The sequence below is a fragment of the Desulfovibrio sp. ZJ200 genome (genome assembly GCF_011039095.1).
GTDB lineage: Bacteria > Desulfobacterota > Desulfovibrionia > Desulfovibrionales > Desulfovibrionaceae > Desulfovibrio.
In genome coordinates, this window is sequence record NZ_JAAKEH010000001.1 from 121,158 (window position 1) to 142,267 (window position 21,110).

22 protein-coding genes are annotated in these 21,110 nt (G+C 60.1%); 3 read left to right on the forward strand and 19 right to left on the reverse strand.

What is annotated here, in order from left to right:
* Window positions 1-121 precede the first annotated feature (121 nt).
* Genes G7Y52_RS00485 through G7Y52_RS00495 form a run of 3 tightly spaced genes read right to left on the reverse strand, consistent with a single transcriptional unit; the run spans window position 122 to window position 1,181 of the window.
* The gene (locus G7Y52_RS00485; protein ID WP_165064418.1) at window positions 122-346 is read right to left on the reverse strand and encodes a hypothetical protein; all 225 of its coding nucleotides are present in this window, start codon (window positions 344-346) and stop codon (window positions 122-124) included.
* Window positions 343-963 (reverse strand): Bro-N domain-containing protein, encoded by a 621-nt coding sequence (locus G7Y52_RS00490; RefSeq protein ID WP_165064421.1) that lies wholly within the window; start codon window positions 961-963, stop codon window positions 343-345. Before G7Y52_RS00490 ends, G7Y52_RS00485 begins: the two co-directional genes overlap by 4 nt.
* Window positions 964-1,010: 47 nt before the next feature.
* Window positions 1,011-1,181, reverse strand: coding sequence for a hypothetical protein (locus G7Y52_RS00495; protein ID WP_165064424.1), 171 nt, complete (start codon window positions 1,179-1,181; stop codon window positions 1,011-1,013).
* A 197-nt stretch (window positions 1,182-1,378) separates the two neighbouring features.
* Between G7Y52_RS00495 and G7Y52_RS00500 the strand changes: the two genes are divergently transcribed.
* Window positions 1,379-1,990, forward strand: coding sequence for a hypothetical protein (locus G7Y52_RS00500; RefSeq protein ID WP_165064427.1), 612 nt, complete (start codon window positions 1,379-1,381; stop codon window positions 1,988-1,990).
* 34 nt (window positions 1,991-2,024) lie between these two features.
* A complete protein-coding gene (locus G7Y52_RS00505; RefSeq protein ID WP_165064429.1) occupies window positions 2,025-2,642 on the forward strand; it encodes a hypothetical protein in 618 nt (205 codons plus the stop codon).
* Window positions 2,643-3,138: 496 nt separating this feature from the next.
* On the opposite strand, the gene G7Y52_RS00510 is transcribed toward G7Y52_RS00505, so the two are convergent.
* From G7Y52_RS00510 to G7Y52_RS00535, 6 genes are read right to left on the reverse strand one after another with little or no spacing between them, the layout of a single operon-like run.
* On the reverse strand, window positions 3,139-4,581 hold the full coding sequence (locus tag G7Y52_RS00510; RefSeq protein ID WP_165064432.1) for a phage tail assembly chaperone: 1,443 nt from the start codon (window positions 4,579-4,581) through the stop codon (window positions 3,139-3,141).
* Window positions 4,582-4,591: 10 nt separating this feature from the next.
* Complete coding sequence (locus G7Y52_RS00515) at window positions 4,592-7,777, reverse strand: DUF4815 domain-containing protein (RefSeq protein ID WP_165064435.1); 3,186 nt, start codon at window positions 7,775-7,777, stop codon at window positions 4,592-4,594.
* A gap of 10 nt (window positions 7,778-7,787) precedes the next feature.
* Window positions 7,788-8,315, reverse strand: coding sequence for a hypothetical protein (locus G7Y52_RS00520; protein ID WP_165064437.1), 528 nt, complete (start codon window positions 8,313-8,315; stop codon window positions 7,788-7,790).
* Window positions 8,312-9,853, reverse strand: a complete 1,542-nt coding sequence (locus tag G7Y52_RS00525) for a phage tail protein (protein ID WP_165064440.1) — start codon at window positions 9,851-9,853, stop codon at window positions 8,312-8,314. Before G7Y52_RS00525 ends, G7Y52_RS00520 begins: the two co-directional genes overlap by 4 nt.
* Entirely contained in the window at window positions 9,853-11,034 is a 1,182-nt protein-coding gene (locus tag G7Y52_RS00530) for a baseplate J/gp47 family protein (protein ID WP_206215149.1), read from the reverse strand. Before G7Y52_RS00530 ends, G7Y52_RS00525 begins: the two co-directional genes overlap by 1 nt.
* Window positions 10,985-11,458, reverse strand: a complete 474-nt coding sequence (locus tag G7Y52_RS00535) for a baseplate assembly protein (protein WP_165064442.1) — start codon at window positions 11,456-11,458, stop codon at window positions 10,985-10,987. Before G7Y52_RS00535 ends, G7Y52_RS00530 begins: the two co-directional genes overlap by 50 nt.
* A 64-nt stretch (window positions 11,459-11,522) precedes the next feature.
* Between G7Y52_RS00535 and G7Y52_RS00540 the strand changes: the two genes are divergently transcribed.
* Window positions 11,523-12,053 (forward strand): hypothetical protein, encoded by a 531-nt coding sequence (locus G7Y52_RS00540; protein WP_165064445.1) that lies wholly within the window; start codon window positions 11,523-11,525, stop codon window positions 12,051-12,053.
* A gap of 17 nt (window positions 12,054-12,070) precedes the next feature.
* Here G7Y52_RS00540 and G7Y52_RS00545 read toward each other — a convergent pair whose 3' ends face one another.
* The 10 genes from G7Y52_RS00545 to G7Y52_RS00590 all read right to left on the reverse strand — a co-directional run bounded on the left by G7Y52_RS00545 (window position 12,071) and on the right by G7Y52_RS00590 (window position 21,042).
* On the reverse strand, window positions 12,071-12,820 hold the full coding sequence (locus G7Y52_RS00545) for a baseplate assembly protein (protein ID WP_241159544.1): 750 nt from the start codon (window positions 12,818-12,820) through the stop codon (window positions 12,071-12,073).
* Entirely contained in the window at window positions 12,817-13,635 is an 819-nt protein-coding gene (locus G7Y52_RS00550) for a hypothetical protein (protein ID WP_206215150.1), read from the reverse strand. The genes G7Y52_RS00545 and G7Y52_RS00550 overlap by 4 nt, the downstream gene beginning before the upstream one ends.
* Window positions 13,568-14,173, reverse strand: coding sequence for a hypothetical protein (locus G7Y52_RS00555; protein ID WP_241159543.1), 606 nt, complete (start codon window positions 14,171-14,173; stop codon window positions 13,568-13,570). Before G7Y52_RS00555 ends, G7Y52_RS00550 begins: the two co-directional genes overlap by 68 nt.
* A 139-nt stretch (window positions 14,174-14,312) precedes the next feature.
* A complete protein-coding gene (locus G7Y52_RS00560; RefSeq protein ID WP_165064448.1) occupies window positions 14,313-16,829 on the reverse strand; it encodes a phage tail tape measure protein in 2,517 nt (838 codons plus the stop codon).
* Window positions 16,830-17,025: 196 nt separating this feature from the next.
* On the reverse strand, window positions 17,026-17,364 hold the full coding sequence (locus G7Y52_RS00565; RefSeq protein ID WP_165064451.1) for a hypothetical protein: 339 nt from the start codon (window positions 17,362-17,364) through the stop codon (window positions 17,026-17,028).
* A 105-nt stretch (window positions 17,365-17,469) separates the two neighbouring features.
* On the reverse strand, window positions 17,470-17,934 hold the full coding sequence (locus G7Y52_RS00570) for a hypothetical protein (RefSeq protein ID WP_165064454.1): 465 nt from the start codon (window positions 17,932-17,934) through the stop codon (window positions 17,470-17,472).
* A gap of 1 nt (window position 17,935) precedes the next feature.
* Window positions 17,936-19,636: a DUF2586 domain-containing protein gene (locus G7Y52_RS00575; RefSeq protein WP_165064457.1), complete on the reverse strand. Its 1,701-nt coding sequence runs from the start codon at window positions 19,634-19,636 to the stop codon at window positions 17,936-17,938.
* An 11-nt stretch (window positions 19,637-19,647) separates the two neighbouring features.
* Window positions 19,648-20,028: a hypothetical protein gene (locus G7Y52_RS00580; protein ID WP_165064177.1), complete on the reverse strand. Its 381-nt coding sequence runs from the start codon at window positions 20,026-20,028 to the stop codon at window positions 19,648-19,650.
* Between the two features lie 52 nt (window positions 20,029-20,080).
* The gene (locus G7Y52_RS00585; protein WP_165064460.1) at window positions 20,081-20,596 is read right to left on the reverse strand and encodes a translation initiation factor 2; all 516 of its coding nucleotides are present in this window, start codon (window positions 20,594-20,596) and stop codon (window positions 20,081-20,083) included.
* Between the two features lie 2 nt (window positions 20,597-20,598).
* Complete coding sequence (locus G7Y52_RS00590) at window positions 20,599-21,042, reverse strand: phage virion morphogenesis protein (RefSeq protein ID WP_165064463.1); 444 nt, start codon at window positions 21,040-21,042, stop codon at window positions 20,599-20,601.
* Window positions 21,043-21,110: the final 68 nt, after the last annotated feature.

Consider the following 21,110-nt stretch of genomic DNA (forward strand, 5'->3'; position numbering starts at 1 on the left):
TTGCCCTGTAGGAATACCTGAAAGAAGGAATCCACGCCCGCAAAGGGCGCGAACCATGCGAAGAATTTTCAGGGGGGAATATTTGAAGGGCCGCCCCTTGCGGAGCGGCCCCTGGCGCTGCTTACTTGTCCCCGCTCACCAGGTCATGGAGGATGTTCAGCCCTTCTTCAATATCCCGCGTCCACCACTCAAGGCCGCGGAGCGCCTTGTCATGCAACAGGGCCACGGTGGCGTCCGGCTTGTGCGCCAGGGCGGCGCAGGCCACGGCGAGGAAGGCCGCGCGTTCTTCCAGTTCATAGATGCCGTCAACCACAGTGCCGGGCACCTTCCCGGCCACGGCGCTCACAGCACGCCCCCGCGCTGGCGGGCGCGCTCCACGCGCTTGCGCGCGGCCTCGGGCGAAGCGCCCACGGTCTTGCCGATTTCCCGCCAGGTGCAGCCCATGCGCCGAAGCTCCACCATGCGCCGAAGCGCCCGTGGGCTGTTGGTGCGCCGCCAGATGCGGTCGGCCTCGCGCAAGCCGGCAAGGTACGCGGCCTTGCGCTGTGCCTCCACCACGGGGAAGGACTGGCCTTCGTCCAGCCCCTGACGGTAGCCGGCCTCGCGGGCGAGCTCCACGCGGCGTTCCCTAAGCTCGCGCAAGAGCCGGGCCAGCATGGCCCGGAAATCCCGCGCGCGGGGCGTGTTCGCCAGCATGGAGAGGATATAGACGCCTTCTTCGGTGAAATGGCGCACTTCATAGCGCTTTCCGTCAGTAGACATCACCTTGATGCCAACTGCGTAACCCCTCAATTCTTTCTGATTTCTGCTGAAGAGGATATTGACGGATTTGGCGGGCTTGGCGTAGCCGAGTTGACGGCCGATTTCTTCCGAGGAAAAGAGGATTTGTCCATTGTTATCAACGAATTTCAGGTCGTTTTCATTGACGATGGACGTGGTTAGAGATAGGCTGTTTTCAGCCATTTTCACTACCTCCAGCGTAGTGGTTGGTTAGGCCCGGTCGAGCGTCGCTACCGCTTTTCCGGGCTGTTTTCTTTTTTGTCCCCGTTCCAGTTTGGATAGAGCTTGTCAAAGGCGCTCAATACGAGCTGCTTGACGCTTCGCCGCTCCTTTTTCGCAAGCTGCTTGATTTGCTCATGCTCCTCATCGGTAACAGGGAAATTGACCTGCTTCCGTGGCATTTCACCTCCTGTTGGTGAAAGTATAAAACTAGCTTTTAGCTAGTTGTCAAGAAAAATTGTCACGAAGAATGAGAATTAGGGATTGCGGCTGATGGCAGCATAACGTATTTTCCTGTTATGCCTTCTTGGCTTTCCCCTAGTATTTAGCTCAGTTAGAGGTCATAATCGCCCCAAAAACCTGACCACCTTTTCGTGCCATGCTGCCTGTTGAATCGGCCAAATTCATTACGAACCCTGACTATTTTGCCGTCCTCGTCTTTGTTTCGCCGCGTTCCCCTCAGTGGCCCTTTGTCTGGGCGCTCTGCCAAAAGGCGGAAGGAGTCAGCGAGGGCAAAGATTATTATATCGCCGCCTTCCTGCTCAAGGAATACTCTATCCGCATCCTCGCCTCCATTTGCCATATCACGCAAGAATGGAAAACAGCCCACCTTTTCGTAAGGCAGAAGGAGATAGGCCATATTTATAGCATACGATGGCTTGACTGCTATTTTAAATCATTAAAATGTGCGAATCCCAATGCGTGGTGCTTCGACCTGACGAAAGAGCCTGAAAAATTGTTCATCCCCAGTAACTACACCATCACAATCAATCTTGAGTCGGACGCGCTTGCCGAAGATCAACCCGAGAGGAAAAGACACAATAATTTATATATATGCCCATGCAAACAGCTTTCAAGCTATAAGTGGGGCAGTATTGAAATACCAATTAATTTGAAAGACCAGTTTCAGGCATTTGCGGTGGAAAGAGGCATGGCGGACTACCCGAATTTTGATATTAATAATTTTAAACAATCAACGGTAAATATTTAGATACAATCTTATATAGCAAATTAAGGTGCAAAATATGAATCGGACTGAACGCTACGCTGAATTTAGCAAATTCCAGGCAACGGGGAAAGAAGTTATCGAAGGTTTAGAAAGCAAATACGGTACTACGTTCAGCAAATACTATTCATTTTATATTACACCAAAGGGTAGATACGGTGGAAATGATAAAACAATTTTTGAATATTTCTACGGGGAACGGTTCTATGACAGAACGGTGAGGAGATCACTCGTAGAATGTGGTACGACAATGTTATATCAACGCCATGACGATGGTTATGTGTCGTGCCTATTATATCCGGCTAAACCTGAAAATACATCACGTATTGAAGATTTTATTTTCTTAAATCGACATCTTTCGCCGGAGAAAATAACAACAAACCTATTGGAAAAACATTTTAAATATTTTATATCATATATGAAGGTTACAAGTTTAGATGGGGGTCCATCTTTATGGGATAGGTTTACTATATGGCGGCTTATGCTTTGTAACCAGACTGTGCAGGACGGAAAAGCTATGCCTATAAAAATACTTTCTTATATATCGTCGATTATTAAATTTGGACTAACAGTTGGCCTTAGTGGCTTTATATTATACTTAATTCAACTATTTTTTCTAATCCTACGCCAACAATAAGTATTTATTATCTATAAGATATTTAGAAATGTCGTACTCCATAAACGTTCATCTTCTGTAGGAAAATCTAATCTCTGACTGCGAGCCCGGCGGCGTATCCGCCGGGCCGCATCAAAAAAGCCCTCTGCGATTGTCGCGCCAGCCGTTGGCGAGTCTGCGAGCCTTGCGGTAGCCGTTAGCGGCTCCGCCGCTTACGGATAGCGACAGCGATTTCTTTGTGTCGCATGTCAAGTAACTAATTGCTGTCTTCATCCGTAAGCCGCTGAAGCGGCAACGGCTGAAGCACGGATGGCGACAGCGGTTGCGTTGGCTGGCTGCTGAGGTAGCTCACTGCTGTCTTCATCCGTAGCTTCCTTCGTCGCAACGCCTGAAGCAAAGAACGCCTATTTACTGGCGGATGAGGCCGCACAGCGGGCACATCCACACGAGGCGCCAATGAGCGCGAGGCGCAGGCGGTGCCCGCAGGTGGGGCACTCCTGGGCCGACGCGCCCGGCATCATGCCGTCACCTTGGTGATGGTGGGCATTTCCGGCCACGGGGTCAGCTTGCCGCCGCCGTCCCAGGGGGCTCCCGGCTGGTGGTTGAGCTCCCGGATGGCCTTGCGGTAGGCGTTGACTGCTGCGCGGTCCTCATCACTTATGGGGTAGTCTGAGGTTGTCAGCTTGTCTGTAGCAGTCAACCTTGCCTCGCAGGCCATGCGCAGCAGCTCAAAGCGCTCGGCCTCGGTCTCCGGGTCCGCGAGCCATGCCGCGCGCTCTTCCGCCGCCTTTGCCGCGCAAATCTTTTCCCACGCCTCTTGTGAGATCAGCCCCTCGGCCAGCTTCGTCTCCGCGTCCTCCTCGCGCCAGACCGAGCCCTGGCCGATTTCCGGGTCGTAGAGGTTGACGGTCACGGGATTGGCAGCCGCCAGCGGTGTTGCCATGCGCCGGGCCGAGAAGAGCGCGGGTGCGGTCTGTTGGCTCACGGCTTTTGCGGGGTCGTGGTATTGAAGGATGACAACGCCCTGCCCGCCAGGAGTGAAAGAATTGTTATTATCAAAGCGGATGCGCCCGCCCCCGCCGTATCCATACTGTCGAAGGCAAAAAACCGAAGGGACGTTGATGTCATAATTATTATTGGTGCTGGAAGTTATCCAGCCCTGCCCAGGGTTGACCCACTCGCCGTGGGCAAGGTCGTCCGGGGCCTTGGTGTAACTCCCGCCTTTGGCAACAAGGTCGACAAAATGCGTGTCTCCGCCATGGGTGGCTTCATTTGCCGCCGTTGTACCCGGCTGCTGCGCCTGCGCGTTTGTAACCGGAGTGCCGCCGGTTCCGATGACAACTGAAACAGTTTCATCTTTTTCAAGCCAGCGGAAGGTATCGATCCTGCCGCCGGGCGCGTTGGAATACACAAGCATGGAGCCGCCTGCCGTGTGAGCATAGCCGCCCGCCCCGCCCCCGCACATCTGGATGCGGTACCAGCCGGTCACTGGGGCGGCCCATTCACAGGACTCGGTGATCAGCGTCTCGGCGTTGAGCTGGAGGTTGCCGCCCAGTTCGGGAGTGACGGCCAGCACGTCGGTCTCGCCGTTCCGGCCCTCCACAAGATGCAGGCCCGCGCCCACGCGGATGGCGCCGCGCCGCTCCGCAGTGGGCGGAGCATCATCCAGCTTTGCGGCAAGTGATGTGCCAAGGGAGAGCAACGTCTGGCCCTGTTCCGTCACCAAGGCCGCTGTTATGGCCTGCGCCTGTTCCGTGGCCGTGGCGCGTTCCCGCAAGGCCGTGATGGCTTCATCGGCGGCGTCCGCCTGCGTCAGACAGGCGGCAAGGGCCGTGTCTGTGGTTCGGGCGTGGGCGTCCAGTTTTTGCAAAGACTGGCGGATGCGCGGGCAATCATCCTCCAGCATGTTCTTTTCATCCGGCAACGGCAGTTCAAGGTAGTTTGTCTTGCGGTCTATCATGGTCTGGCTCCTACACGGTCATAAAGCGCAGGTCATAGAGCATGGGCCGGGCGCTGATGGTGCCCTTGAGGGTAAGGCGCAGCTTCGCCATATCCGCCTGCGCAATCGTCTTGCTGAAGGTGTACTCCACATAGCCATTCCCCTGCGGGGTGGTGGCCTCCGGCGTCATGGCCCGCCACTCGCCGCCGTCCAGCTGGATTTCCGGCACAACCGACGCGCCGGAGGGGATTTCCGCACAATAAATGAGAATGGCCTTTGTCGCGCCCGTGGCCTTGACGCTGCGGGCGTAATACGTGCCTTCCGATTCCAGACTGCCGGCCAGAATTTGCGAGCCTGGCCAGAGAACCGGGCTTGCGGTCACATCGCCGGAGAGTTTCGCCTTGACCTGAATCTGCCCCGTCTGCGCGGCGGGGAGGCGCACCGGCTGATCCTCGGCCACAGTCATGATCGAGCCGTCCGGCAGTGTCAGCTCGTACTCCACACGACTCTGGGAGGACGGGGTTTCAGCCAGGGCAAGCAGGATCAGGTCTGTCGCGCCCTGGACGGTGGCCGCGCCAAGCGTGAGCGTGTTCACGCCGGAGGCGAAATCGGCCCCAAGGAGCCGGAAAGTCAGATCGCGGGCCTGGTGCGCCGTCCAGGTGGAGGCATTGGAGGAGGAAAGCAGAACGCCGGCAACGTATGACTGCGCGGCCACCCATTGCTGATGGGTAGCATCGTATTCGCCCATTTCAGCCACCGCAAGCGCCGTGTCCGCGTCATTGCAAAGAATGACCAGGGCGTATTCCGTGCCGGCGGCCAGAGCGACAGGCGCATCAAAAAGGATGCGCGTATGGCCGCCGCCGGTAACGACAATGTTTTCAGGCGGCACAATGGCCTCGGCCAGAACCGTGCGGGTGGGCAGCCCGTTTGAGCATTCGCGGAGTTGCACACGCACCCCGGCAGGCCCCTTGGCGGTAAACCACAGATCCGCTCCCGCCACCTGGGCGGCGGCATCCAGCGTGAACGTCTGGGCCAGAGGGTCAATATTGGTGTTGGTCACGGTTTGCACGGAGCGGTATGTGGTGACCTCCAGCGTGCCCTGACCGACAAAGGTCGCCTGCGCCGTGGAACCATTGCCGCGAAACTCCACCAGCTTGGCCCCGGCGGGGATGTTGGGCGGGATGGTAAAAACGCCGGCCATCTTGCCCTCGGCATCGGCTGTGAGCGGGCCGTCCTTGGGCTGGACGCTCACGCCGTCAAAGCTGATTTCCGTGAGGTTTTCGCCCGGCCCGAAGCCCTCCAGAGTAAACGCCACATCAATCTGCCGCAAATGGCTTATGGCCTGCTGCGTGGTTCCGGCCATTTCGGTCGACCAGGAAACGTCCCGCACCGTCTGGCCATGCTGCGGATGGTTTGGCGCGTATATCTGGCGGTAAAAACTGCGCGTCACAGGGCTTGTCCAGGCGGACGCCTGTTCCAGCCAGCGGTCAACCGCCGGAGTGAGCGTTGCCCTGCCCGGCAGGATGGCGAATGCCATGTACGGGTTGACCTTCATTGCCCCGGTACGCAGAGGCTGATTAATCAGGACGGACACGGAAAAATTGCGGGCGGTGGCCTTCAGGATGTCATCCGAAAGGCCATAGGCGCTCGCGGTAATGGGCAGGGTCAGAAACCCATTGACGATCGCCGCCGTCTGCTCAATGCCCTGGTCACGCATGGAATCGTCCAGAAGCGGATCGACCGCCAGCCCGACCTTCGCCCCGGCCTCGCGGGTGGCGGCGTCCGACTCAAGACGCTGCCGGGCAATCTCTCCGAGCGCGTATTCCAGACGGGTGTTCAGCATCTCCAGATCGGAGAAGCTGTAGACACGGATGCCGTCATTGATCACCTGCCGCTTGTCAGGCGATCTCCATGTCTGGCGGACGCTGGCCACGGCCAGCAGCGTTTCCGGCACGGCCGGGCTTTTGGCGTTGTATTCCGCCGGGACGCCCTGCACCCACGAAAAGACGCCCTCGCAGGAGAGGCACAGCCGGTCGATGCGGGGCAGCGCCTGGTTGTAGCTGACCATGATGCCGCTGCCCGCCACGGCCCCGGACACGAAAAAGCCGTCATAGTCCAGGTCTTCCGGTTCAAGGCTCTTGTCCAGGTAGGTATATTTGACCTGAATCGTGGAGCCGGGGGCAGGCTCATTGCCGGGCGGAAACCAGTCAACCGCATCGCCTGTGCGCTTGTAGTCCGTGCCCGGTTCATAGACCGTGTCGCCCTGGCGCACCTCGACGATGCTCATGACGGAGGTATCAGGAAGCGCGTCCGAACAGCCGGAATACGAGCCATGCACGATGCTCGCCGTCTTTTCCAGGGTGACGCGCAGGGCCGCAATGCTGTGGATGGGCGGATGCGCCACGTTGATGCGCTGGCGCGGACTGCCGTCAGCCTCGATGACCTCGGTATCCACAAAACGCAAATCGGGCCGGGCGTCAAAGGACACGCGGCGGGAGGTCTGCAATTCAACCCCAAAGCCGTTCACTCGGCAGCGCCCTTCGGAAACGGTGTAGATCTGTGCGCCGCCTTCGGCGTCCTCGGCCTGGCGGACGACGAGACCGGAGCAGACATACGTTCCGCCGCCCGTGGAATCGCGGTCATAGCGGGCGATGCCCTGGTTAAAGGAATCGAGGTTGGGCGGGGTTTCCCTGGCCCTGGGCACGCCGTCGTCTATGGCATGAACGGGGTAAAAATCACCGTTGCCAAGGCTTGCGTCGCCGTCATGCGTCCACACGGCTTCAACCTTTCTGCGCCAGGCTCCGGGTTCGCCCTCGCCGCGTGAGCCGATGGCGGGATTGTACAGCGCCGGGTCTTCCAGCTCGGAGACGATCTCCTCTTTCAGCCGGATGCCCACGGCCACGCTGCCCCGGGTGGGGATGACAAGGCTTGCCTGCTTTACCGGCCAGATGGCTCCCGCAAGATAGATAAGACCGGCTTCGGCCACGACCTGCCCGGTCCGGGCGTTGACCGTGATCTGGGCGTCCAAAATGATGTCGCCGTCCTTGTACAGACTGTCGCCAAGGGACTTCAGGCGGGCCGCGAAGATGCTTTGCAGCTCGTTCATCTCCGACGCCTGGGTGCCGTAGCCGTCCCGCAAAAGAAGCTCGGTGTAGCTTTTGGCAGGATCGTAGCGGTTCCAGTAATTGTCTATTTTTCTGCCGTTGTTGGTCTGCATGGCGTACCCCCTAAATGGGCAAAACAAATTCAATGGTCTGGCGCACGCTGGGAGACCTGTTGATGGGCGGCTGGAAAATCTGCGCGGCCACCAGCAGGCCGGGGCTCTTGATGTCGGAAGGCAGGAAATAACGCTGCCCAGGCGGCAGACCTTCTTTCACTTCGGTATCCATGAACACGCCGATTTCCCGAATGATGGCGTTGCTGGCGTCCGCGAAATTGTAGTTGACGCGGACGTAGAGGTAGGGGCTCGGCCCGGCAACGGACGTGTAGCGGGCCTCCTGCACGTCCCCGTCCGCGCCGGCGGCCACGGGGATAACGATGTCGCCCTCATCATCCGGCTCCACAAAGCCGATGGTGGCGGGCGTTCTGCGGCCAAGCTCGTTGACGAGCGCGGTGGCATTGACCAGGCTGGGCAATGTCGCATCTTCGCCGTCCCATGCCGCGTCACCGCTGCCCCAGGCCAGATGGATGGGCCGCGAGGAAAGCGCCAGGGCGATGGCGGCCCGGCCTGTTTTGGTAAGGGTTGCAAGACTCATTCTGCGTCGCTCCTTGTTGAAATTTCGGTGAGATAGTCGCTCCAGCGCCGATTGGCATAGGAACCGAGCCAGCCCTTTTCATGCAGCGGCTGCGCATGGACATGTGCGATGTGGAGAACGGCCTGCTGCGGGGGCTGCGGCGCGAGCGTGGCCGCAGGCAGAGCAAGTGCGGCATGTGAGGCGAGACGCGGCTGTGGGGATTCTGGCCGGCCCATTTGGGCGCGGGCCACAGACTGCACGCGGACGGGACAGAGATCGGCAAGCCAGCGCCGTTTTCCCCACTGTCCTTGCCAGCCGCGTCCGCGTAGCGGGCTTGTCCGGCAGGTCTGCCGGGAAGCCCCGGCGCACACCGGGACGCGAGGACTCACGGGAGGTGTGGCCAGAATGGTTTTGTTCCGCCATCTCTCCAGGATTTCCAGCTCCCGCCGTCCGGGGTTCGCGCCCCACGCATCTCCCCAGCGTGAGCCCTGATAGATGGTGGCCGTTGGGCGGCCATAGCAGGCGTTGATGTCGCCCCATGTGCCGTCGCCGTTGAAGGATACCGGCTCGCCCGGCTCCCTGCTGTCACCGGGCCAGGAGAAAACCGCCTCCACCCTGGCCCATTCGCGCTTCCGCATTTTCCACCTGGGCAGGATGCGATCCCAGGTGGCGGACTTCTGCCACGGTCTTTGATCCCAGCCGCCATGCCAGGGCCAGGATGCCGTGGTGCGGACGCACCAGTGCAGGGAGACAATTTCGCCCACGGTAAAGCCGTGGTTGCGGGGATACGCTTCGCTCCAGAAAGAGCGGCTCCAGACGGGACGATCAAGATAGGGCGCAAGAAAGCCGGTGGAGCTTTCAATGCCCAGCCCGGCTCCGGTCACGTTCCACACTTCCGACTGGAAGCGATGGGCCATGCCGAAAGAGACTACCACGCCCGGATTGTCCTGGCTTTCATAATCAACGCCGGAAAAACGCGACCAGAAGCCCTGGCTCCAGCCGTGGGCGCTCTTTTCCCCGCTCCAGACCGCCGGGTTGAGGTTGTAGGTATCGGTGTAGATTCTGGCCAGAACCGAGCGGGCCGGCTTGTACTCGTTGACCAGCCAGATCAGCGCGTCCAGATCGTTGAGCAGGGTTTCCTGCTCCGCCTGGCTTACGGGAACCTTGAGGCCGATCTGAAATTCCGCCCAGCGCGAGGGCTGATAGTCCCGCAGATTCTCAATCTTCAGGCTTTCAAAACCGTAAAAGCGCAGGATTTGCGGCAGCCCCTGAACCTTGCCGCCCAGCATGTGCCAGGCATAGGCATTGACGACGCGCCGCCTGAATTGCGCGGCGTTTTCCCGAACATGGCGCACCAGTCCCCGGCTTGTGCCAAAGCCGGGGATCAGAACATCTTCGCAATGCTCCGGGAACCATTGCTGGCGGAAATACAGGATGTCGTCCCGCGTTTCATCCAGGCTGTGCGCCTTCCCCCGAACGAGCGCGGAGAGCGGCCCCGGCGTGTGGATAAGGGGCCAGCGCAGCACGTCCCGGAAGTAGCGCCAGAACTCGGAAGCCATCAGATTTCCTCCGCCATCGTGGTGGAAAGCGCCAGGGATTCGAGCCGCGCCACGCCGTCCGCCGGAACGCTGATGACTGCCTGCGCCGGGCTTGCCCAGGTGACGCGCTTGACGCCGGGCACGGCCATGACCGTGTGCGTCAAAAGGTCAGGGGTCATGTCCTGCCCGATTTGCAGGGCGGATACGTCCGCAAGCGGGCTGGTTTCGGCAAAGAGCGCGCGGATGCGGGCCTCGGCCTGCGCCACAATGGCGGCGGGATCGCCGCCGGTGTATTCAAGTTCGCCGCTGATGGCGCAGGGAATGGCCGCTGGGCCTTTGACCAGCCAGTCGTCGTTGATGGGCACGTTGGGCGCTATGGCCGCGCGGACTTTTTCCAGAAGCGCCTCGGTGGGCAGCACATCCGCGCCCCGGACAACAACGTCAACCGTACCCTGGCCGCGCGGATGCCGGTCAAGGATGCTGACGCTGGTCACGCCCGGCACGGACAAGGCCCAGGCCATATAGGCGTATTTGGTGCAGCCGTTGTTCGCCTGCCATTGCAGGGCGTAGCGTTCCCGAAGCTGCGCGTCCGTCTCCTCGTTCGCCCCTTCCTCCGTCAGCCAGTCCGCCGGATTCGTCACCCCGGCAATGCCTTCCACCGGCGTCACCAGTTCGCAAATCTGTCCCGCGCTTGCGTTGGCGCTCGCGCCGTAGTCCTCCGCCTCCACCGGCACGTCCACACAGGCGGCGTCGGCGGGCAGGACGGCATCAGCCAGGCTGCTGTAACGGTACACCTGGCCAATGCCGTCCGGGAGAGTGCGGACAATGCGCCGGGCCGGGATGGCAACATTGCCCGCAAGGGAGGAGGAGCGCAGAAAGCGCACATTGCCCCTGGCCTTGGTGGCCGGGCGGCGGGAGAGATTGACGCTTGCGGCGTGGCTGTCCAGCCAGTCGCCGGTTGCCGTGGCCGGAACGGCCTGCTGCATCAGGCGCTGCAAGAGCGCGTAGATCTGCCAGTAGCCCCAGCAGTAGATCTCCAGCAGACCGCGCACCACGCCCTTGTTGAGGTTGAGCCGCGCGGGCAGCCAGCCTTTGGCGGCAAACTCGTCCTGCACCTTCTCGACATGGGCGAAGACCGAGGCCCGGACGTCCTCAATCGTTCGGGAAACACGCGGCAAAACTGTCATTTCTTGGCTGGACATCTTCGACCACCAGTTCCATTGTCAGCTTGTTGAACCGCAAAACCAGGTTCAGCGGCGTATCCTCGTCGATGAAACGCCAGAAGACGTGCGCCGTGATGCTTGTTTCATCCCAGCGCGTCACCGAGCAACGCACCGAGCCGACAACCACACGCGGGTCTTCCTCCACGCGCATGATGATTTCCGCTTCCAGGGCCGCCCGGTTCGCCGCCGTGGACTCCTCCAGAATCCAGTCGTGAATCAAAGACCCAAAGGACGTGTCGTAGAACAGGCCGCCCAGCCGGGTAAAAATCCGCAACACAATGTCCTGGACGCCGGTTTCAACACCGTCCGTCAGCACAAGCTCGCCGCTGGCGGCGACGCGGGCTTGTCCGCTGGCGTCAAGGGCGATATCCTGCCCCCACAGGTCGGTCGTCGTGTTGTTCATGGGGAAAATTTAGCGCGGACAAAAGAAAAGCGCCCGGAAAGGGCGCGGAATATGCGAGGAAAATATGGATGATTTTGACGATAAGCGGGCGGGTCAAGTCTTCCTGGAATGTTCTAATTTACTCTCTGGAAAGTCGGACCGGGAAATTGCCATTATCGGCGTTGCCTATATTGAAGACATCCTGACAAGCATGCTTGAAGCTAGGATTATCCCCGGCGGTATAGACCTGAAGCGAGTAGATTCTTTTTCCTTCAAACTCAAACTTGCCCGCTCTGTCGGAATTTTGAGAAAAAAAATTTATGATTCATTAAATAATATTTTAACAATCAGAAACGACTTCGCCCATGATTATGCCGAAAAAAATTTGAACGATGAAAAATTTTCATGCTACGTTGATAATATATTCAGGTTGAATAAAGATATTCTTGAATCTATAAAGAGAGTATCTGAAAAAAACATCAGCAAAAAATATAAAGAAGAACTTACTGCTCTCCTGGAAAATAAAACACATAGAATGCGACTAGTTATGGCGTCTACGGCGGCGGGTCTTTCCGGAGCTTTGCCGACCGTCGAAAGGATTGAAGAACCACAGTAAGTTTTTGATTCGCATCATCAGCCGCACCCCGAACAGCCATTGACCTTGCCGTTTATGCCGCCGGTCACGGTCAGCGGCCCGTCTATCACCACGGCCCCGGTAATGTTGGCGGGACCGCGTAAGCTGTAACTCCCTTCATGCTCCCGGTGGTCCCGCTCATGCACCGTGCCCAGGCCGCCGCCGGTTCCGCGTGCGGTTTCGTTGCCTTCCTTGATGATTTCCGGGGCTTTGAGGGTCAACGTCCCCCCGGCCTGAACTGTGGCGTCCCCGCCAGCCGTGACTTCCGCGTTCCCCCCGACGTTGACTTTCCAGTTTGAGGACGTCAGCGTCACCACCTGTTTTTCCTTGTCAATCCTAATTTCCACCCCCGGTTCAAGCTGGATGACCAGTTCGTTCAAATCGGCTTTCGGCGCGTTCTGGCCCAGGCCATAGCGGATATTGGAGATAAAGGGGTAGTTGGGGTCGCCATCATAGAAACTCAGATCGCACAGCGTGCCCTTTGCCGGCGGGCAGACCACGCCCCGATCCGGGCCGCCCCACAGCACGGGGAGAGCCACACGCGGCACAACAGGCTCCGAATCGTCCACGCTCTCATCATTCCGCAGGGGTTGCACATCGGCAAAATACTGGCCGTCAGCGGCGTAGACGCCCACGATTTTGGCCTTGCGCGTCATGCGGTAAAACGAGCGCAAATTCGGCTGGGCCAGTTCAACTATCCTGCGGATAAGGTCGATAAAATCACGTTTGCTTTCCCGCTCGTCCATCATGCCCACCCGGTATCCTTGCCATAGGTAACGGTGGTTGAATTGCCGCCCTCGCGCAAAGAATGGACGACATCCAGGGCGCGGGCCGTGATGTCCAGCCCTCGCCGCGTGTCAGTGATATGCACAAGCCGGCTGTGGGTGAGGCCGGGGAGCAAAACGCTGGTGGCCACGCCAATGCCGTCCGGGGTTTCCGGCGGCGTGTTGGCGATGAGGTTTTCACAGGTGGAGATGGCATAAGCCGCGCCAGGCTCGTCCCCGGCGCTCCATGTGAGGCCATTTGCGCCCAGCCACAGGGCATGGCGGCTCATGTCATGGCCGAAGGAGCGGGTCAGGGTGTTGGCAAGCTGCTTGATGGCCCGCGCCACGGAAACATGGGAAAAAACCTGCCAGGGCAAAATGTCGCCCGGAACATCCACCACGCCCACGGGCAGGCCGGTTGCGGCCAGCAGCCTTCTGGCCACTGCGGCCGCAGGCTCCCTGTAAAAGGATTCCCTGACCGTGGTTGTGGTCAGGGCCTTTTCCAGACCAATCGCCTGGATGGTGATAGCGTCGGCGTTTTCCGCATCCGCCGCCGGCTGCCCGATCTCCTCCACCGTGCCTTCCCATTCCTGCCAGAAATTGGCCTCGCCGCGATAGCCGAAGCGCAGGGCCACCGGCTGGCCCACAGCCAGGGATGCGCGGGCCTCGCCTTCCGGGTCGGGAATGACGATCCGGGCGCGAGTGACCACGGCGCGGCGGCGCGACACCAGCTCAATAAACGGGCTGCGCAGGATTTCCAGCGGCCCGACGTTGCAGCGGATATTCAGCCCTTCGATCAAGATCCACTCCTATCACTTCTTCAGGCGCTTTTGCGGCTTCCCGGCCTTTTTGAGTCGCCATCTCCCTGGCCCGCGTCGCCAGCTCTCCGGGAGTCGGCTGTTTGGCCACGGCCTGTTCCTGCTTCACAATGGGCGGATTGTGTTCCACAAAGGACAGGGTGGCCCTGATGTCATCGCTTTTCATGGACTCTGCGGAGTCCAGCCTGGAAAAGACGACCTGCCGGATGCCCCGCGCCAGAAGATGACGGCTGGCAACGGTAAAGATGGTGGGGTTGGCCCTGGCGTCCGTCTTTTTGAAAAGTCCGTTCAGCGTATCCAGCTTGTCGTAGCAGGTGCCGCTTTCGTCCGTGGTGAGATAGAGGGAAAGGGAAATATCGCTGTCTTCCCAGCCCTGCGGCGTTTTCTTTTTGCCGGACGCCTTGTCCACGGACTGCTCGTCAAAGCGAACAGCGCAGGAGACGCGGATATCCGCCAGGATGCCCGGCAACGCCTCGCCGCCGATTCTGACGATTCCGTCTTCAAAGGTAAGCAGTTTCATATTGAATGCTCCAATTTGGCGCAAACTTTGATGCCGCGCAAGGAAGGCGAGCTTTTACGAGGGGAGTGGACTCTTTTTGTCCATGACCCGAAGAAAAAGCGATGCCTGACGCCGCAGGGCGCAAAGATCGCGCCAAATTTCATGCCATGCTCTCCCCGTATTCCATAGCCGCCGACTTGAGCTGATCATAAAAATCGTTGGCGTCTTTCACGTTGGGCAAGGTGATGTTGGCGATGTGCAGGGTGAAAGACGGCTGCGTCTGCCCCCCGGCCCGCGATGCCGCATCATGCTGCCTCTCTTGCGCGACATCCCCAGGCATGCCGGGAGGTTCTGGCATCTTCGGCGCATTGAACTCCGGAGCATCCTCTCCGCCAAAGAGGCTCTGCCACACGCTGCCAAGGCCGTCCTTCAGCGTCTGGAACTTGCCGGAGATGGTCTGCATCAGGCTTGGGAATCCGGCATTGACGCCTTCGCCGAGCGTGGTCATCAGGCGCGTGCCGGAAAGCGTGAGGGTGGAAAGCGGCCCCTCCCTGGCGTCCGAAAAGGGCAGCAGGTTGCGCACCTTCTGGAAAACGCCCTTGACCGAATCCACCAGGCCGGAGGCCGCCGACTTGATGCCGTTGATCAGCGTGGTCAGCAGCTTGGCCCCGCTCTCGAACAGGTCGATGCCGTCCAAAAAGTTCATGACTTCCGCCCAGGCTCCCCGGATGGCGTCGCCCACGCCGAACAGATCACCCACACGGGCGAACAGCTCACCCACGCCCTCGAAGACGGAGCGCAACGCCTCCGCCGCAGCCGGGGCGTCCCCGGTGAAAATCGCCAGCAGAAAATTAAAGATGCGGATCAGGTTGTCCACGCCCTGCACCAGCACGGAGGCCGCGCCCGCGAGCACTTCCAGGGCTTTGGTCAGCACGCCGCCGACCACTTCCCCCAACTGCCGCGCGCCGCTTCCCGCTTCCTGACTTTGGGAGCCGAAGAGGCGCGAGAGCAACTTGCCCGTATGATCCAGCACGGCCCCCAGTTGCGCGAAGGCCGGTTCCAGAATCCGCAGGGCCGGGCCGAAGTCCAGGGCGTCCCATATCCCGGCGAAGTATTCCTTCACGCGGTAAACGATGCGGGCCACGCTTGTGACCAGCCCTTCCAGCCCGGCAGCCTTGATGTCCCTGGCCAGCTCCCCGCGTATTTCTGAACTGGAGCCCTTGAGGTTGTTGAAAATGGCGATGACGCCATTGACTGCCAGCTTGATGTTGTTCCACCAGCGGGTCAGAACAGTGGCGATGCCGCCGAAATCCGCTTTCCAGGCCGCGTAAAAAAGCCCGGCTGCCGCGATAAGCGCCCAGATGGGAGCGCCAAGGCCAAGCAGAGAAGTCTTGAGCGTGAGCAAAAACTTTCCCACCTGTGGAGCGGCCTTGCCAATGGCCCACATGCCGCCGGCAAAGGCGGTGACGGCCACAACGGCGGTTGCCAGGGCGCTGGCCATTTTCAGAATGGCGGAGCCGAACCTGCTTTGGGCAAAGCCGTCCAGAAGACGCAAAAGCCCTGTAATGGCGTCCACAACCTTGCGGACGATGGGCAGAAATATCTTGCCCACGCTGATTTGCAGGGATTCCCAGGCGCTGCCCATGCCGCGCACGCTTCCGGCAAGGGTGTCGTTCTGCTTTGCGGCCATTTCCGCCGCCGTGCCGGACCCATTGACCAGGTTGTTGATTTTTTCAAGCAGCTTGCCCGATCCGTCGGCCTGGTTGAGCAGCTCGGAAAAACCGGCCATCGCCTCTTCGCCGACAATTTTTTTCAGTGCTTCAATCTGGTCGGCGGAACCCATCTTCTGAAGTTTTCCGGTCAGTTCTCCCAGAACCTGGATCGGGCTGCGCAAGTTGCCCGCCGCGTCCTTTGTGGTGACGCCAAGGCGCTGCATGAGCGTGGCGGCCTCCTTGCTGGGCGCGGCCAGTTTGCCCAGCATGGCCTTCATGGTTGTGCCGGCCTGTGATCCCTTGATGCCCACATCGCCCAAAAGGCCGGCCATTGCCGCCGTCTCCTCCAGCGAAAGCCCGGCCTTGCGAGCAATGGGCGCGACATACTTCATGGTGTCGCCCAGCAGTTCCATGTCGGTGTTGGCCTGAGCGCAGGTCAGCGCAAGCGTGTCGGCCACGCGGGTCATTTCGGACGCCTTGAGGCCGAAAGCCCCAAGGATGTCGGAGGAAATGTCGGCGGCCCGGCCCAAATCCGTGGCCGTGGCCGCCGCCAGATTGAGGACGCCGGGGAGTGCGTCCAGATTTTCCTGCACACTGAAACCGGCCATCGCCAGATACTGCTCGGCCTGCCCCACCTGGACGGCGGTAAACTGGGTTGTCGCGCCCAGCTCCCTGGCCTTGTCTTCAAGGGCTTTCAACTCCGCGCCGGATGCGCGGGACACCGCGCCCACCTTGGCGATCTGGTCTTCAAAACCGGCGGCGGTGGCCACACATTTGCCGAACGCGCCGAGCATGACCCCGGAGGCAATGGCAAGCGGCCCCATCGCGAGGGCCAGCCGGCCCATGCGGGCGTGGAGCGATGTTGTCGCCTCGTCCACGCCGCGCATTTCCTGCCGGATTTTCCTCAGAGGGCCTGAGAGCATGTCCACCAGGGAGAGGGTGGCGAAAATCTTGAAGACTTCCATAGTATTGCTGGCGCGGCGCGATTTTGTTTAAATTATTCCTTTTTGCCCCAGAAACAGCGGCTCATGGCCTCAAAGAACCTTCTTTCCATCCAGACGGCCTGGGCAAGCTGGGATTCCCACTCCTCCACAGTCTCGGCAGGCTCGGAGCGCAGCCAGTGGCGGATGAGGGCATCGCCCTGCCCGAAGCCGTCCGGCTCTAGTTTCCCAGATCAGCCGAAATGCCGACGCCCTTGAGAATGGCGGAGGCAAAGCTGGCCGTAATGCCCGGATACTCTTCCATACTTTCCAGGAAACGCTCCTTGTCGTCCGCATGGATGATGTCCAGCAAAAGGTTGCGGGCCGCCTGGCTGGAATTCTTGACGGCCTTGTCCTGCAGGCGTTGCAGCTGAATTTTGGTGGGTTTGGCGAAACGGAAGGTCAGGCTCACGGTCTGGCCCTCGTCGGCGCTCTCGCCAGCCCACGGGTCTTCAAAGCTGTGGGTGAACGGCACATATTTGCGGCTGGAAACGGATTCGTTTTGCTTCACATCGGCCATGACAAACTCCTTTTGCGGCAAAGCCGGTTGATTTGTTCCCTTGTAGCCGCAAAAAAAGAAACGCGCCCGTAAAGAGCGCGCTCTGTGCAAGGAATGTTCAGCCCTCTACATGTACGGGCTTTTCTGCTCCCGCTTGGCGGGCGTGCCGTTCCACAGAATGGGCGAGAGGATGATGAACTCGCAGGTGATGGGCGAGGCATTGGTGTCGCCCTGGCTTGCGCCGCCGCCGGAGAACTTCTGAATTTTGCAGTTCTTGAGCGTGTCGGTAACGGTTGGCATGTCGTCATTGCCGTAATTCACCACGATGGTGAACGGCGCGTGGTCATAGATGCCGCCGCCGGAAGCCGTCAGCTCCTTTTTCAGTTTCTCCCATTCATCGCGGTCGAGCGTCATGGAGCCGGACGCCTCGTAATTGCCACGGCCATAGCCAAGAGGTACGGAGCCGCGTCCGTAGCGGCCTTCGATGGTCTGCCCATCCTCGTACTTTATCTCCGTGACCGCCGCGATTTCGCCTTGCGGCCCGGTGACGGTCATGCTTTCCCAGTCATACTTGTTGCCGTTGATTGCCATGTTACAGATCCTCATTCGTCATGCGCGGATCAAACCTGCGGCCCGCGTAGACGTATTTGTTGTAGAGGCGGATTTCACGGATGATGGGAATGCCGATGAGCGTCACGTCGACCTGGACGCCATTGTTGACGATATCCTGGCCAACGGGGATGTCTATCCTGTAGGCTGCCAGTTCCCCGGCCCCGACCATCACATCCAGGGCGTTTTCCAGATTGGCCTTGAGGTAGGCCAGACCGCCCTGGTTGTTCACGCGCAGGGGATCGCCAAGCTCGTCATTGAGGCTTTTCAGGGCCGCCACGCGGGTAAGGCGCACCGCCTTGAAAACCGTTCGCAGAGGCTCCTCCCAGCGGTAGTCGCTGGTTTCATCGGCCAGGGTGCGCGAGCCGGCCCAATAGGTGCCCTCCATGCCGGCATATTTGCGGGCAGTGATGAATCCGGAATCTTCCAGCGCCGGCTGGATGGCATCCCAGCCGTCCGGCAGAACAAGCTGGGACACGGGGCCGTCCTTGACGCGCCCGGCGGCCCGCTGCACGGGTATGGACATGACGCGCCCGGCCTGCAGGCCCGCCGCGTTGCGCAGCCTGACTTGCCCCGTCGTATCGACCAGCTCGCCATACTGGGGGCAGACGGTGACAAAACGGGCCGCTATGCCCTGGCGCTCGGAGAGCAGATAGGCCGCGAAGTCGCTCATGTCCTCGCCCTCGCGCGGCAGGCGGCTTTCCATCTTGAAGTAGGTGGGGCGCTGCAGATTCCACAATTCCTCCGCCCTGGCCTGCGCCGCCAGCCAGTCCACGCTGTCGCTTTCGCCCACCACATAGACAAATTCCACATCGTGGATGGCCAGGGGGCTTTCCAGGGCGTCCAGCACATCCACAATGCCCGGCGCGGGCGGCAGCAGACGGCAGGCGTAGCTTGTGCCGGCGGCATAGCTTCCCGCAGGAAAAGTGAGAATGACGCCAAGCCCCGGCAGCCGGTATGTGCCGTCAACGGGAATGGTGCGCGCTTTTTCAAAGTTGTCGCCGCCATCCGTGGAAAGCCGGAAGGTGCCCTCGTTGCGGCCGCCCCCCCTGACGATCTGGATAAGCAGCTCCGCCCCGGCAAGCACCGCGCCGCCGTTTTCCTCCCGCACTTCCACAAGCGGGCTTTCGGCATCGCCCGTCCGGTACACCGGGCCAATGGGGCAGCGCACGGCAAAGGAATAGACCGCGCCGGATTCCAGCTCGGCGTCAGCCGCAAAAACCAGGGTGACGCCGGTATCGCCGATGACGTTCTGTTCGGCGCAAGGCACGGTTTCACCATAGGTTTTGCCGCCGTCCAGACTGATTGCAATGGTGGCTGCGGCAAGCGCCCCGGCGGTAGCCACCCTGACCTTGACATCCGCGTTCCGGGCCGGATAGCCGGACAATGTTGCGGGAGCGCCGCCTCCGGAATGGGAAAGCGAGGAGATGTAGCCGCGGGGCTGGCCCTGGACAGGCACGGCGACCAGGAACGGCTCCTGTCCGCCGGTTGCCAGCATGTCGCGCACGCGGTCGACCAGAGGGCCAACGCCGAGCATGGCTTCAAGGTCTGTCCGTTTGCCGATGAGATAGCCCTTGCCGACCTGCCCCTTGGAGCAGACGCCCGCCACCAGAGCTTTGCCGTCCACGCCCCCGGTCACGATGCCGGAGGCACCGTCAATGAGGTACTGAAAAACATCGCCCATAGATTCCCTCCTTACGCCAGCCGACCGCCGCCCATCGGGCGATTTTTGATCCTGACCAGCGCGGCGCGGTAGTCGTCATCCGTGACCAGTTTGCCGTTTTCCCAGCCCATGCAGCGCATGAGCGCCGCCTGCTGCCAGCTCGTGACGCGATGGCGGTCTGCCAGCACAGACAGGGATTCCAGAGCGGGTTGGGTCGGCGCTTCTTCAGACCCTCTCGCGGCACCCCCGTCGCCGCCATCGCCGGTTTCCGGAGCCTTGGCGTTATCATTGGCCGCAGCGGCGGTTGTATTCGCCTTTGCCGCGTTCGCTCCCGTATCAAGGCCGCTCCCGGTTTGGGCCTGGCTTTCCTGATTGTCCGTTGTGCCTTGAGTTTCTTCCGGCTTCTTGGCCATGTTATTTCTCCTTTTTCAGATACCGCTGCGCGGCTGCCCGCGTCCATGCGGGCTATTCCATTGACGTGTTGATGGTGAATGCGGGGATCAGGGCTTCGACCTCTTCCGCCGTGACGCGCCAGGTGAAGGTCAAATCAAAAAGCTCATTGATATAGTGGAAAACCTCAATGACCTCATCGCCCACGCGGTTGTCCGGCGTTTTGCCGAAGGTGGCTTTTTCGGCCCGGATGCGAACCCAGTTGCCGCGTTTGTCGTTGACGCCATTGGGCAGCGCGGCCACAAAGGCGTAGGTGAAATCGGCAAGCCAGGCGTCGTCGTCGGCCAGAATGTTGGCCGCCACAGAAAGCTCCACCTCATACAGTTCACTTTTGCGGATGCGCTGCTCCCTGCTTCTTTCAAAAGCCAGGGTGCGGCCCGTGCGCCGCCAGGTTTCCGGCAGGAACTGCAATTCAAGGCGCGGCCTGTCCAGCGTGAGGTTGTCGCTCGCCACCATATTGATGACGCGATCTTCCGGCAGACCGGCGGCCAGGGCCGCTTTTTCTATGCTCTCTTTGACCAGTGCCTGCATACTCACGCCTTGAACGTGCCTTCCAGAAAATCGGCAAGAATGGCCTTGACCTCTTCCGCGTCGTCTTTGGAAACGCCGAGGTATGGACGCGCGGGAATGGCCAACTTGTGCCCTTTGCCAGCCTTGCCGCCCATCTGATGAATTCGGGCGTAGACGACATTGCTGCCCACCATGACCTTGCTGCCTGTGGCAGCGTAGTCGATGGACTTCCGCAGATGGGCAGTATCGGTCAGCGTCTTGCCGCTTTCAGCGGCGGCGCGTTTGGATGGTTGCCACTTCTGGCCATCCGGGCTTTCTTCGGCGTCAAAGCGTTTGAGGGTACTCGAAACCAGAGCCTCGCCAACGCTGGCCATGAGCGCCTTTTTTGAGTCGCCCCATTTGGCGTTCGCCTTGCCGACAACCTTGTCAAAACCGCCCCAGCGCAGAGATACGCCAGCCTTAGCCATGTTTCCTCCCCTGATACCTTTCGGTCGCACGTCCTGTGCGACACTCAAGGTTCGCTTCGCCGCAAGCA

What these genes read in the sequence shown, in the direction of transcription:
- G7Y52_RS00490 (WP_165064421.1), bottom strand. Translation starts at nt 963, where the DNA reads ATGGCTGAAAACAGCCTATCTCTAACCACGTCCATCGTCAATGAAAAC.
- G7Y52_RS00495 (WP_165064424.1), bottom strand. Translation starts at nt 1,181, where the DNA reads ATGCCACGGAAGCAGGTCAATTTCCCTGTTACCGATGAGGAGCATGAG.
- G7Y52_RS00500 (WP_165064427.1), top strand. Translation starts at nt 1,379, where the DNA reads ATGCTGCCTGTTGAATCGGCCAAATTCATTACGAACCCTGACTATTTT.
- G7Y52_RS00505 (WP_165064429.1), top strand. Translation starts at nt 2,025, where the DNA reads ATGAATCGGACTGAACGCTACGCTGAATTTAGCAAATTCCAGGCAACG.
- G7Y52_RS00510 (WP_165064432.1), bottom strand. Translation starts at nt 4,581, where the DNA reads ATGATAGACCGCAAGACAAACTACCTTGAACTGCCGTTGCCGGATGAA.
- G7Y52_RS00515 (WP_165064435.1), bottom strand. Translation starts at nt 7,777, where the DNA reads ATGCAGACCAACAACGGCAGAAAAATAGACAATTACTGGAACCGCTAC.
- G7Y52_RS00520 (WP_165064437.1), bottom strand. Translation starts at nt 8,315, where the DNA reads ATGAGTCTTGCAACCCTTACCAAAACAGGCCGGGCCGCCATCGCCCTG.
- G7Y52_RS00525 (WP_165064440.1), bottom strand. Translation starts at nt 9,853, where the DNA reads ATGGCTTCCGAGTTCTGGCGCTACTTCCGGGACGTGCTGCGCTGGCCC.
- G7Y52_RS00530 (WP_206215149.1), bottom strand. Translation starts at nt 11,034, where the DNA reads ATGTCCAGCCAAGAAATGACAGTTTTGCCGCGTGTTTCCCGAACGATT.
- G7Y52_RS00535 (WP_165064442.1), bottom strand. Translation starts at nt 11,458, where the DNA reads ATGAACAACACGACGACCGACCTGTGGGGGCAGGATATCGCCCTTGAC.
- G7Y52_RS00540 (WP_165064445.1), top strand. Translation starts at nt 11,523, where the DNA reads ATGGATGATTTTGACGATAAGCGGGCGGGTCAAGTCTTCCTGGAATGT.
- G7Y52_RS00545 (WP_241159544.1), bottom strand. Translation starts at nt 12,820, where the DNA reads ATGATGGACGAGCGGGAAAGCAAACGTGATTTTATCGACCTTATCCGC.
- G7Y52_RS00555 (WP_241159543.1), bottom strand. Translation starts at nt 14,173, where the DNA reads ATGAAACTGCTTACCTTTGAAGACGGAATCGTCAGAATCGGCGGCGAG.
- G7Y52_RS00560 (WP_165064448.1), bottom strand. Translation starts at nt 16,829, where the DNA reads ATGGAAGTCTTCAAGATTTTCGCCACCCTCTCCCTGGTGGACATGCTC.
- G7Y52_RS00565 (WP_165064451.1), bottom strand. Translation starts at nt 17,364, where the DNA reads ATGGCCGATGTGAAGCAAAACGAATCCGTTTCCAGCCGCAAATATGTG.
- G7Y52_RS00570 (WP_165064454.1), bottom strand. Translation starts at nt 17,934, where the DNA reads ATGGCAATCAACGGCAACAAGTATGACTGGGAAAGCATGACCGTCACC.
- G7Y52_RS00575 (WP_165064457.1), bottom strand. Translation starts at nt 19,636, where the DNA reads ATGGGCGATGTTTTTCAGTACCTCATTGACGGTGCCTCCGGCATCGTG.
- G7Y52_RS00580 (WP_165064177.1), bottom strand. Translation starts at nt 20,028, where the DNA reads ATGGCCAAGAAGCCGGAAGAAACTCAAGGCACAACGGACAATCAGGAA.
- G7Y52_RS00585 (WP_165064460.1), bottom strand. Translation starts at nt 20,596, where the DNA reads ATGCAGGCACTGGTCAAAGAGAGCATAGAAAAAGCGGCCCTGGCCGCC.
- G7Y52_RS00590 (WP_165064463.1), bottom strand. Translation starts at nt 21,042, where the DNA reads ATGGCTAAGGCTGGCGTATCTCTGCGCTGGGGCGGTTTTGACAAGGTT.